The following is a 10,788-nucleotide window of genomic DNA, read 5'->3' as shown; positions in this document are numbered from 1 at the left end:
CAAAACTGCGTGCACTGCAAGACCTGCGACATCAAGGACCCGACGCAGAACATCGTCTGGGTCACGCCCGAAGGCGGCGGCGGGCCGAACTATCCGAACATGTGAGCGTTCACGCATGAAAAAAGGGCGCCGGCTTGAAAACCGGCGCCCTTCTCGTTTGCGTGACGCTCGCTGACTTCAGGAAGCGCGCGGCGCGATCTTCGGCGTCTCGGTGACGACATCGCCGCATTGCGCGCGATGCCGCAGCGCATGGTCGATCAGGACGAGCGCGAGCAGCGCCTCGGCGATCGGCGTCGCGCGAATCCCGACGCACGGGTCATGACGCCCGAAAGTCTCGACGACGGCCGGATTGCCCGCCTTGTCGATCGAATGGCGCGGCGTACGGATGCTCGACGTCGGCTTGATCGCGATCGACACCGTGATGTCCTGCCCGCTCGAAATCCCGCCGAGAATGCCGCCTGCGTTGTTCGCGGCGAACCCGTCGGGCGACATTTCGTCGCCGTGCACGGAACCGCGCTGCGCGACGCTCGCGAAGCCCGCGCCGATCTCGACGCCCTTCACCGCGTTGATGCCCATCATCGCCTTCGCGATGTCGGCGTCGAGGCGGTCGTAGAGCGGCTCGCCGAGGCCCACCGGCACGCCGGTCGCGACCACTTCGATGCGCGCGCCGATCGAATCGCCGTCCTTGCGCAGCGCGTCCATGTATTCCTCGAGACGCGGCACGATCTCCGCGTTCGGCGCGAAGAACGGATTCTCGCGCACGCAGTCCCACGACACGAACGGCACCTCGATCTCGCCGATCGCGCTCATGTAGCCGCGCGTCTCGATGCCGAAACGCTCGCGCAGCCACTTCTTCGCGACCGCGCCCGCGGCCACCGTCGGCGCGGTCAGGCGCGCGGACGAACGACCGCCGCCGCGATAGTCGCGGATGCCGTATTTCTGCCAGTAGGTGTAGTCGGCGTGACCGGGGCGGAACGTCTCGACGATATTGCCGTAGTCCTTGCTGCGCTGGTCGGTGTTGCGGATCAGGAGCGCGATCGGCGTGCCGGTCGTCTTGCCCTCGAACACGCCCGAGAGAATCTCGACCTGGTCCGGCTCCTGGCGCTGCGTGACGTGGCGCGACGTGCCGGGACGGCGCCGGTCGAGTTCGATCTGGATGTCGGCTTCGGTCAGCGCCATGCCGGGCGGGCAGCCGTCGATCACGCAGCCGATCGCGGGTCCATGCGACTCGCCGAAGTTCGTGACGGTGAAAAGCGTGCCTAACGTATTGCCGGACATGTGCGTCGCCCTGAGAAGTGAAACGGGAAGCTCACATTATGCCAGCCGCATCTCGATAAGGCGCCGCGCCGCGCTACCTGCGGGCGCCGCGCAACGCACCGACCACCTGCTGCAAATGCTCGGGCGTGGCATCGGCGGGATCGATCGGCTCGCCGACCGCGAGCGTCAGCCGGCTCATCACGCCGCGCTGGACCGGACGCGGCCAGCGCGAATCCTCGTGCCGCGAGAACACGCTGCCCCACAGTCCGCGCAGCGCAATCGGTACGACCGGCGCCGCGTGTCTTCTCAGAATCTCCGAAATGCCGTGCCGAAACGGGTTGAGTTCGCCCGTGCGCGTGAGCTTGCCTTCCGGAAAGATGCAGACGAGCTCGCCCTCGGCGAGCGCGCGGCCGCACGCATCGTAGGCGCGCGCGAGCAGGTCGGCATCCTCGTGCGCGGGCGCGATCGGAATCGCCTTCACGTGGCGGAACAACCAGCCGACGAACGGCGACCTGAAAATGCGGTGATCCATCACGAAGCGGATCGGCCGCGGGCTTTCCGACATGATGACGATCGCATCGACGAAACTGACGTGATTGCACACGAGCACGGCGGCGCCCTGCTCGGGAATGCGCTCGGCGTCGACGAGACGAATGCGGTAGAACGTGTGGACCAGCACCCACGCGACGAAGCGCAGCAGAAATTCCGGCACGAGCGAATAGATATACGCGGCGACGACGATATTCAGGAGCGCGGTCGTCAGGAAGAGCCCCGGAATGCCGACGCCCATCGACGTGAGCGCGAGCGCCAGCAACGCCGAGACGATCATGAAGAACGAATTCAGGATGTTGTTCGCGGCGATGATGCGCGCGCGGTGCGTCGGCTGGCTGCGGCTCTGGATCAGCGCGTAGAGCGGCACGCTGTAAAAGCCGCCGAACATCGCGAGCAGGAACAGGTCCGCGAGAATGCGCCAGTGCGAGGCAATCGCGAGAAACTCGCCGACGCCGAGCAAATGACCCGCCGGCGCGATGCGATGGCTCGCGAAGAATAGATCGATCGCGAATACGCTGATGCCGATCGAACCGAGCGGCACGAGCCCGATCTCGACGCGCCGTTTCGAGAGCTTTTCGCACAGCAGCGACCCGATGCCGATGCCGATGGAAAACGTCGCGAGCAGGATCGTGACGACGTCGGGGTCCGCGGACAGCACGTCCTTTGCGAAGTTGAAGAACGACGTGAGAAAGGTCGCGCCGACGAACCACAGCCACGAGATGCCGAGCAGGCTCAGGAACACGGTGCGGTTATGCTTGGCGAGCGCGAGGTTTCGCCAGGTTTCCGAAAACGGATTCCAGTTGATGCGCAGTTCGGGCTGCGGCGCTTCGGACTTCGGCACGAACCCCGACACCGCGCGTCCGATCAGCGCGAACGCCAGGCACGCGGTCGCGAGCAGCATCGCGCCGTGCTCCGTCAGCCCGGCCGACGCGCCGCCGATGATCGTCCCGAACAAAATGGCGACGAATGTTCCCATCTCGACGAGCCCGTTACCGCCCACCAGTTCGGACGATTTCAGATGCTGCGGCAGATACGCATATTTGACGGGTCCGAAGACGGTCGAATGGACGCCCATCAGGAACGTGCAGACGTAGAGCAGCGTGGCGTTATGCAGCAGGAACCCCGCGCCGCCGACGAGCATCACCGCGATCTCGAAGGTCTTCACGAGGCGTGTGAGCGTCGCCTTGTCGTACTTGTCGGCGATCTGGCCAGAAGTCGCGGAAAACAGCACGAACGGGACGATGAAGATCGCGGAAATCAGGAACGGCGCTGACTTCGGATCGACGCCGGAAAAGCGCGCGGCCTGGAACGTGACGAGCGACGTGAAGCCGACCTTGAACACGTTGTCGTTCATCGCGCCGAGAAACTGCGTCCAGAAGAACGGGGCGAAGCGGCGCTCGCGCATCAGTCGAAACTGGCTTTCGCCTGATGCGTCGGCGCGGCGGGACGCGCGGCGAGCGTCGCGAATCGGGCGGTCACTCATGGCTCATGGGAATGGAGCGCTTGAAGGAAGGAAAAACGTGGAATTCATCAGGCGAAAAAAAGCGCGCCGGCCGGGGCGCGCTCTTCGCGGATAGGCAGTGCGTGCGGCGCGAGCAGTACGCCAGCCGCTCAGCGCGCCTCTTCCTGCTGCTCGGGCCAGTCGCGGATATAAGCCTTGAGCATGCGATTCTCGAAACCCTGCTCCTCGACGACTGCGCGCGCCACGTCGTAGAACGAGATCACGCCCATCAGCGCGCGGTTTTCCATCACGGGCAGGTAGCGCACGTGATGTTCGAGCATCATGCGGCGCACCTCGTTGACGTCCGTTTCCGGCGTGCAGGTGAGCGGATGATCGTCCATGACCTTCCGGATGGTGGTCGTGCCGACGCTGCCGCCGTTTTCCTTCAGCGTCAGGATGATTTCGCGGAACGTCAGCATGCCGACGAGATCGCCGTACTCCATGACGACGAGCGAGCCGATGTCGTGCGACGCCATCGTGTTGATTGCGTCGTGCAGCGGTGTCTCGGGCGTCACCGTGAAGAGCACATTGCCCTTGACCTTCAGAATGTCGCTGACTCGCATGATTGGTCTCCTTGCGAAATGCCTGATCGTGAGTCGATGCTATCGGAAAGGCTGTGAAAAGGAAAGCGCGGACGGCCCGGCTGGCTTGACGTATAAGGTTTTCGTGCGAACGGACTAGGTTCGCGCCCTAGGTCCGCCGAAGCGGGCCCGATGTTACGATGATTGCCCCCTGGATTTTCGCCACACGCGGGTAGCGTGCGGCCGCTCGCGATGCCCGCCAACCGCTTCGACACGCTCGTGCTGCACGCGGGCGCCGCGCCCGACCCGGCGACCGGTGCGCGCGCCACGCCGATCTACCAGACGACGTCCTTCTCCTTCCGCGACACCGACCACGCCGCCGCGCTTTTCAACATGGAGCGCTCGGGGCACGTGTACTCGCGCATCTCGAACCCGACGGTCGCGGTGTTCGAGGAGCGCGTCGCCGCGCTCGAAGGCGGCGCCGGGGCGATCGGCACGGCGAGCGGCCAGGCGGCGCTCCATCTGGCGATCGCGACCTTGATGGGCGCCGGCTCCCACATCGTGGCATCGAGCGCGCTCTACGGCGGTTCGCACAACCTGCTGCACTACACGCTCGCGCGCTTCGGCATCGAGACCACCTTCGTGCCGCCGCACGATCTCGACGCGTGGCGCGCCGCCGCGCGCCGGAACACGCGCCTTTTCTTCGGCGAGACGCTCGGCAATCCCGGGCTCGACGTGCTCGACATCGCGGGCGTCGCGGAAATCGCGCACGCGAACCAGGTGCCGTTCCTGGTCGATTCGACCTTCACGACGCCCTACCTGCTGCGCCCCTTCGAGCACGGCGCGGACCTCGTCTACCATTCGGCGACCAAGTTCCTCGGCGGCCACGGCACGACGATCGGCGGCGTGCTGGTCGACGGCGGCACGTTCGACTTCACCGCCACCGACCGCTTCCCCGAATTCACCGAGCCCTACGACGGCTTTCACGGCATGGTGTTCGCCGAGGAAAGCACGGTCGCGCCGTTCCTGCTGCGCGCGCGCCGCGAGGGCTTGCGCGACTTCGGTGCCTGCCTGCATCCGCAGGCGGCGTGGCAACTGCTGCAAGGCATCGAAACGCTGCCGCTGCGAATGGACCGGCACGTCGCGAATACGCGCCGCGTGGTCGAGTTTCTGCTCGCGCATCCGGCCGTGGAAGGCGTCGCGTATCCCGAACTGCCGACGCACCGCGACTACGCGCTCGCGCAGCGACTTTTGCCGCGCGGCGCGGGCGCCGTGTTCAGTTTCGACCTGCGCGGCGACGTGGCGGCTGCGCGGCGTTTCATCGAGTCGCTCACGCTTTTTTCGCACTTGGCGAACGTCGGCGATGCGCGCTCGCTCGTCATCCATCCCGCATCGACGACGCATTTCCGCATGGACGCCGCCGCGCTCGCCGCAGCGGGCATCGGGCCAGGGCGCATTCGCCTGTCGATCGGCCTGGAAGATCCCGACGACCTGATCGACGACCTGAAACGCGGCCTGAAGGCATCGCAGAAGGCGAGTTCGACGGCGCCGGCGCCCGGGAGCCGCGCATGAATTTCGACGTCAAAGGCCGGCCGGCCTATGCCTACACCGGCGGCAAGACATTCGATGCGAGCCGCCCGGCGGCCGTCTTCATCCACGGCGCGGAACACGACCACAGCGTGTGGGCGCTACAGACGCGCTACTTTGCGCATCACGGCTTCGGCGTGCTCGCGCTCGACCTGCCCGGACATGGCCGCAGCGCCGGACCGGCACTGGCCGGCGTCGCGTCGCTCGCCGACTGGCTGATCGACGTGCTCGACGCGGCGAAGGTCGAAAAAGCCGTGCTGATCGGCCACAGCATGGGCTCGCTGATCGCGCTCGATGCCGCCGCCCGGCACCCGACGCGCGTCGCGAAGCTCGCACTCATCGCCACCGCCGTGCCGATGACCGTCTCCGACGCCTTGCTCGACGCCGCCCGCGAACACGAGCCGCAGGCCATCGACATGGTCAACCAGTGGTCGCATTCGACGATCGCCGCCAAGCCGTCGAGTCCCGCGCCCGGCTTCTGGCTGCATGGCGTGAATCAGCGCCTGATGGAGCGCGTCTCCGCGCGCGGCGAAGGCCAGCTCTTTTACACTGACTTCAGCGCCTGCAACGCCTACGCCGACGGCCTCGAACGCGCGGCAGCGGTGCGTTGCCCGGTGCTCGTGCTCTCTGGACGGCGCGACGTGATGACGCCGCCGAAAGCGGCGAGCGCACTCGTGAAAGCGATGTCGCAGGCGGGCGTGGCCGTCGAAACGCTCACGCTCGACGCCGGCCACGCGCTGATGAGCGAGCAACCCGACGCAACGCTCGACGCCCTCTTTGACTTCGCGATCAAGCCAGCGACCACGCCAGCATAAGCGCCGCGAAAGCGCCGCCCCATCGGCCGAACAGCCAGGTTGCACGGCGCGCGCTTTTCGCCGCACAATGGGCTGTCAAGGCACGGCCGAGTCCCGTGCGTCGATCCAATGGAGGCAGCCATGGCGCATACGGCACACAGCGACCACTTTGCGAATTTCGCCGAGTTCTATCCGTATTATCTGGAAGAGCATCGCAATCTCGTGTCGCGCAGACTTCACTTCATCGGCTCGCTCGGCGTGATCGGCTGCATCGCGATGGCGGTCGCAACCGGCGACTGGCTCTGGCTGCCGGCGGCGGTCGTCTGCGGCTACGGTTTTGCGTGGATCGGCCATTTCTTCTTCGAAAAGAACCGCCCGGCCACTTTTCTTCACCCGCTCTACAGCCTGATGGGCGACTGGGTGATGTTCAAGGACATCTGCACGGGAAAAATCTCGCTTTGAAGCGCCGCGCGCAATGACGATTGAGGACGCTCACGCGTGCTGGTGCGGCATCGCCGCGCGGGCGGCGCCGTGCAGCCGCTCATCGGTGAGCGCCGACGAGCGCGCGGCGATCAGCGAGCCGAGCGTGACGTCGAGCTTCTCGTTCTCGAGCGCCCCCGTCAGCGCCGCGCAGTCCACCTGCGTGGCGTCGAGCCGCAACTGGTACTCGAGTTCCTCGCGGTCGATCACGAACAGGTCGAACAGCATCGTCACGGTGATCTGGTTCGGATTGGCGATCAGCACGTAGCGCGGCATGCGCGTGTCTTCGAGCCGACCGACCCAGCCCTGCGCCTCCACCGTGTTGAGCAGACGCGTGGACGTGTCCATATCGCAACGCAGCATCCGCGCGAGTTCCAGCGCCGTCTGGCCGGGTTTGCCCCCTTCGCGCGCCTCGACGAGCCGCGCCAGCAATTCGAGCGAATCGAGCAGATCGCTGCCCGGAAACTCGCGCCGGTGAAACTGGCCGATGCGGATCGCCGGCAGCGCGGACGTCACCATCGCGCCGATCAGCGCGATCATCCAGCAGAGATAGACCCACAGCAGGAACACCGGCAGCGCCGCGAACGCGCCGTAGACGGCCGTATAGGTCGGAATGCGCCGCACGTAGTAGCCGAATCCGCGCTTGCCGAGTTCGAAGGCGACCGCCGCGATCAGCCCGCCGATCACGGCGTCGCGCCATTCGACCTTGCAGTTCGGCATGTAGACGTAGAGCATCGTGAACGCGAGCACGGTCACGGGCAGCGAGACACCCGTCAGCGCCCATTCGACGATCGGTGGCATCAGGTGATGCGAGCCCGCGAACGCCACCGATTGCGCGAAGAGATAGGACGAGATCGAGAGACTGCAGCCGAACATGATCGGTCCGAGCGTGATGATCGCCCAGTAGACCAGCACGCGCTGCGCGAGCGGCCGCGCCTTGCGCACGCGCCAGATCACGTTGAACGCGGACTCGACGGTCATCATCGTCATGACCGAGGTGACGAACAGGATGGTCATGCCGACCGTCGTCAGCCCCTTCGCCTTCGACGCGAACTGGTTCAGGTATTTGAAGATTTGCGTGTTGATCTGGTTCGGCATCAAATGCACCGCCAGAAAATCCTGCAGCGACTCCTGGAACGAGCCGAAGATGGGAAACGCCGTGAACAGCGCGAACGCGACGGTCGCGAGCGGCACGATCGACAGCACGCTCGTGAACGTGAGACTGCCGGCTACCTGCGCCACGCGGTCCTCGCCGGTGCGCCTGGCGACGAAGCCCGCGAGCCGCTTGACACTGGCGAGATCGATGGAAAGCTTCTGCAAAAATCCTTCTCCTCTGGCGAGCCGAGCTGGCGTTTCAGCGCTTACTGCGGCCCTATGCACCACAGCGCCGTCACGGGTCGCAAAAGCGCGGAAAACCAGCAGAATCGCGCCGGAAACCACGATCGTGAACCCGTCTCTATAATACCCGTTCACTAAAAAAAGCCTTATGAACGACATCCTTGTGCTTTATTACAGCCGGCACGGTGCGACGCGCGAACTGGCGCTCGCCATCGCGCAGGGCATCGACAGCGTCCCCGGCATGCAGGCGCGCGTGCGCACGGTGCCGCCGGTGTCGAGCGTCTGCGAATCGACCGCGCCCGATATTCCCGCCGACGGCCCGCCGTACGCCGAGCTGCGCGACCTCGAAGAATGCGCGGGCGTCGCGCTCGGGTCGCCGACGCGCTTCGGCAACATGGCGGCATCGCTCAAATACTTTCTCGACGGCACCACGCCGCAATGGCTTTCCGGCGCGCTGGCGGGCAAACCCGCGAGCGTCTTCACGTCGACGGGAAGCCTGCACGGCGGCCAGGAAAGCACGTTGCTCTCGATGATGCTGCCGCTGCTGCACCACGGAATGATGATCGTCGGCATTCCGTACACCGAATCGCGCCTCACGACGACACAAGGCGGCGGCACGCCATACGGCGCCTCGCATCACGCGCGCTCCAACGCCGACGGCGCGATTTCCGCCGACGAGAAGGCGCTCGCCGTCGCGCTCGGCGCGCGGCTCGCGCGCACGGCGCTCAATCTCGTGCGCGGAGCGGCCGCCGCATGAACGCGTCGCGCGTAGAGCGCTCATGAGCCAGCCCGCTGCCCGTCCGGCGAGCGCGCGTCCCGTCTTCGCGACGGGCGCGTTCGCAAGCCTCATCGCGCTCATCGCGCTCTCGCTCGCGTGGGAACTGTGGCTCGCGCCGCTGCGTCCCGGCGGCTCGGCGCTCGCGCTGAAGGCGCTGCCGCTCGTCTTCGCGCTTCCCGGCACCTGGCGGCGCGACGTCTACACGCTGCAATGGGCGTCGATGCTGGTGCTGCTCTATCTCGCGGAGGGCATCGTGCGCGGCATGACGGACGGCGGACTGTCCGCGCGGCTCGGCTGGATCGAAGCGCTGCTCGCGCTCGTCTTTTTCGGCTGCGCGCTCGGCTACGTCGCGCCTTACAAGCGTGCGGCCCGCGCCGCAAAACGTCTCGGCAAGGACGCTTTGTAGCACGACTTGCCCCCGCCATGCCGGGACTACGCCATCCGGCCAGGCATCGCCCTGGTGCATCCTGCGCGATACTGTCGACTACGCTTTTCGATTTCCAAGGTCATGAACGCTTCCGCCCACACTGCTACCGCCCGCCCTTCCCGTTCCGCGTTCGTCGCCGCCTGCGCCGAGGTGCTCGGCGCCGCCCACGTGCTGACCGACCCGCACGATACCGCCCCCTTCCTCACCGACTGGCGCGGCCGCTACACGGGCGAAGCATGCGCCGTGCTGCTGCCCGCCAATACGGAGCAGGTCGCCGCCGTCGTGCGGCTCGCGCGCGAATACCGCGTCGCGACCGTGCCGCAGGGCGGCAACACGGGCCTCGCGGGCGGCGCGACGCCCGATGCGAGCGGCCTGCAGGCGGTCGTGAGCCTCAAGCGCCTGAACCGCATCCGCGGCGTCGATCCGCACAACAACACGATCACGGTCGAGGCGGGCGTCGTGCTCGCCGAGATCCAGGCGCGCGCCGCGGCCGAACAGCGCCTCTTCGCGCTTTCCCTCGCGGCGGAAGGCAGCTGCACGATCGGCGGGAATCTCTCGACCAACGCGGGCGGCACGGGCGTCCTGCGCTACGGCAATACGCGCGAACTGTGTCTCGGCCTCGAAGTCGTGACGCCGCATGGCGAGATCTGGGACGGCCTGCGCGCGCTGCGCAAGGACAACACCGGCTACGACCTGCGCGATCTCTACATCGGCGCGGAAGGCACGCTCGGCATCATCACCGCGGCGGTAATGAAGCTGCATCCGGCGCCCGTCGCGCAAGTGACGGCGCTTGCCGGGCTCGCTTCGCCGCACGCCGCGCTCGACTTCCTCGCGATGGCGCAGCGTCACGCGGGCGCGCTTTTGACCGGCTTCGAGCTGATGTCGGACTTCTCGCTGCGGCTCGTCGGCCGGCATTTCGGGCAGATGCGCTATCCGTTCGCCGAGCCGCACGCGCAGACCGTCCTGCTCGAACTCTCCGACAGCGAAAGCGAAGCGCACGCGCGCACCCTCTTCGAACGTTTGATGGAAGAAGCGATCGAGGCGGGCATCGTGGAGGATGCGGTCGTCGCGGAGAATCTCGCGCAATCGCGGGCGTTCTGGGACCTGCGCGAACACATCCCGCTCGCGCAGGCCGAGGAAGGCCTCAACATCAAGCAGGACATTTCGGTGCCGATTTCGAGCATCGGCCGCTTCATCGAGGAAACCGATGCGCTGATCGCCCAGGCTGCGCCGGGCGCGCGCATGGTCACGTTCGGCCATCTTGGCGACGGCAATCTGCACTACAACGTGCAGGCGCCCGAAGGCGTCGATCCGCAGGCGTTTCTCGCCGGGTATCAGAAGCGCATCAATGCGCTCGTCTACGAGCAGGTGCACGCGCACCGCGGCAGCATCAGCGCGGAACATGGCCTCGGGCAACTCAAGGTGAACGAGGCGATGCGCTACAAGTCGCCCGTCGAAGTGCGCCTGATGCAGACGATCAAGGCCGCGCTCGATCCGGAGAACCTGATGAATCCGGGCAAGGTCGTACCGGCCCGCGACTGATTTCGCATCGA

At 66.3% G+C, this 10,788-nt stretch carries 11 protein-coding genes; 7 read left to right on the top strand and 4 right to left on the bottom strand.

Annotation, left to right across the window (positions count from 1 at the left end; translation table 11 throughout):
* A partial coding sequence (locus AWB66_RS26300; protein WP_141667388.1) for a 4Fe-4S dicluster domain-containing protein occupies nucleotides 1-105 on the top strand: 105 nt, incomplete at its 5' end.
* Nucleotides 106-177: 72 nt separating this feature from the next.
* Here AWB66_RS26300 and aroC read toward each other — a convergent pair.
* The 3 genes from aroC to AWB66_RS26285 form a co-directional block, all read right to left on the bottom strand.
* Nucleotides 178-1,278 (bottom strand): chorismate synthase, encoded by a 1,101-nt coding sequence (gene aroC, locus AWB66_RS26295; RefSeq protein ID WP_087633004.1) that lies wholly within the window; start codon nucleotides 1,276-1,278, stop codon nucleotides 178-180.
* Nucleotides 1,279-1,351: 73 nt separating this feature from the next.
* The gene (locus AWB66_RS26290) at nucleotides 1,352-3,292 is read right to left on the bottom strand and encodes an MFS transporter (RefSeq protein WP_087633003.1); all 1,941 of its coding nucleotides are present in this window, start codon (nucleotides 3,290-3,292) and stop codon (nucleotides 1,352-1,354) included.
* A 128-nt stretch (nucleotides 3,293-3,420) separates the two neighbouring features.
* Nucleotides 3,421-3,873 (bottom strand): CBS domain-containing protein, encoded by a 453-nt coding sequence (locus AWB66_RS26285; RefSeq protein ID WP_087633002.1) that lies wholly within the window; start codon nucleotides 3,871-3,873, stop codon nucleotides 3,421-3,423.
* A 210-nt stretch (nucleotides 3,874-4,083) separates the two neighbouring features.
* Between AWB66_RS26285 and AWB66_RS26280 the strand changes: the two genes are divergently transcribed.
* The 3 genes from AWB66_RS26280 (at nucleotide 4,084) to AWB66_RS26270 (ending at nucleotide 6,674) form a co-directional block, all read left to right on the top strand.
* Nucleotides 4,084-5,403 (top strand): O-acetylhomoserine aminocarboxypropyltransferase, encoded by a 1,320-nt coding sequence (locus tag AWB66_RS26280; RefSeq protein WP_087633017.1) that lies wholly within the window; start codon nucleotides 4,084-4,086, stop codon nucleotides 5,401-5,403.
* Nucleotides 5,400-6,233: an alpha/beta fold hydrolase gene (locus AWB66_RS26275; RefSeq protein WP_087633001.1), complete on the top strand. Its 834-nt coding sequence runs from the start codon at nucleotides 5,400-5,402 to the stop codon at nucleotides 6,231-6,233. The genes AWB66_RS26280 and AWB66_RS26275 overlap by 4 nt, the downstream gene beginning before the upstream one ends.
* A gap of 120 nt (nucleotides 6,234-6,353) precedes the next feature.
* Nucleotides 6,354-6,674, top strand: coding sequence for an Mpo1-like protein (locus AWB66_RS26270; protein WP_087633000.1), 321 nt, complete (start codon nucleotides 6,354-6,356; stop codon nucleotides 6,672-6,674).
* 30 nt (nucleotides 6,675-6,704) lie between these two features.
* Here AWB66_RS26270 and AWB66_RS26265 read toward each other — a convergent pair whose 3' ends face one another.
* Nucleotides 6,705-8,012: a YihY family inner membrane protein gene (locus AWB66_RS26265; protein WP_087632999.1), complete on the bottom strand. Its 1,308-nt coding sequence runs from the start codon at nucleotides 8,010-8,012 to the stop codon at nucleotides 6,705-6,707.
* Nucleotides 8,013-8,178: 166 nt separating this feature from the next.
* Here AWB66_RS26265 and wrbA point away from each other — a divergent pair, with 166 nt between their 5' ends.
* The 3 genes from wrbA (at nucleotide 8,179) to AWB66_RS26250 (ending at nucleotide 10,777) form a co-directional block, all read left to right on the top strand.
* Entirely contained in the window at nucleotides 8,179-8,787 is a 609-nt protein-coding gene (gene wrbA, locus AWB66_RS26260) for an NAD(P)H:quinone oxidoreductase (protein ID WP_087632998.1), read from the top strand.
* Between the two features lie 22 nt (nucleotides 8,788-8,809).
* Nucleotides 8,810-9,214: a DUF2069 domain-containing protein gene (locus AWB66_RS26255; RefSeq protein ID WP_087632997.1), complete on the top strand. Its 405-nt coding sequence runs from the start codon at nucleotides 8,810-8,812 to the stop codon at nucleotides 9,212-9,214.
* A gap of 102 nt (nucleotides 9,215-9,316) precedes the next feature.
* Entirely contained in the window at nucleotides 9,317-10,777 is a 1,461-nt protein-coding gene (locus AWB66_RS26250) for an FAD-binding oxidoreductase (RefSeq protein WP_087632996.1), read from the top strand.
* Nucleotides 10,778-10,788 lie beyond the last annotated feature (11 nt).

It is taken from the genome of Caballeronia telluris, from assembly GCF_001544495.1.
GTDB lineage: Bacteria > Pseudomonadota > Gammaproteobacteria > Burkholderiales > Burkholderiaceae > Caballeronia > Caballeronia telluris.
The sequence above is the reverse complement of the archived record's forward strand: the minus strand, read 5'-3'. Positions and strand labels throughout refer to the sequence as shown.

What these genes read in the sequence shown, in the direction of transcription:
- aroC (WP_087633004.1), bottom strand. Translation starts at nt 1,278, where the DNA reads ATGTCCGGCAATACGTTAGGCACGCTTTTCACCGTCACGAACTTCGGC.
- AWB66_RS26290 (WP_087633003.1), bottom strand. Translation starts at nt 3,292, where the DNA reads ATGAGTGACCGCCCGATTCGCGACGCTCGCCGCGCGTCCCGCCGCGCC.
- AWB66_RS26285 (WP_087633002.1), bottom strand. Translation starts at nt 3,873, where the DNA reads ATGCGAGTCAGCGACATTCTGAAGGTCAAGGGCAATGTGCTCTTCACG.
- AWB66_RS26280 (WP_087633017.1), top strand. Translation starts at nt 4,084, where the DNA reads ATGCCCGCCAACCGCTTCGACACGCTCGTGCTGCACGCGGGCGCCGCG.
- AWB66_RS26275 (WP_087633001.1), top strand. Translation starts at nt 5,400, where the DNA reads ATGAATTTCGACGTCAAAGGCCGGCCGGCCTATGCCTACACCGGCGGC.
- AWB66_RS26270 (WP_087633000.1), top strand. Translation starts at nt 6,354, where the DNA reads ATGGCGCATACGGCACACAGCGACCACTTTGCGAATTTCGCCGAGTTC.
- wrbA (WP_087632998.1), top strand. Translation starts at nt 8,179, where the DNA reads ATGAACGACATCCTTGTGCTTTATTACAGCCGGCACGGTGCGACGCGC.
- AWB66_RS26255 (WP_087632997.1), top strand. Translation starts at nt 8,810, where the DNA reads ATGAGCCAGCCCGCTGCCCGTCCGGCGAGCGCGCGTCCCGTCTTCGCG.
- AWB66_RS26250 (WP_087632996.1), top strand. Translation starts at nt 9,317, where the DNA reads ATGAACGCTTCCGCCCACACTGCTACCGCCCGCCCTTCCCGTTCCGCG.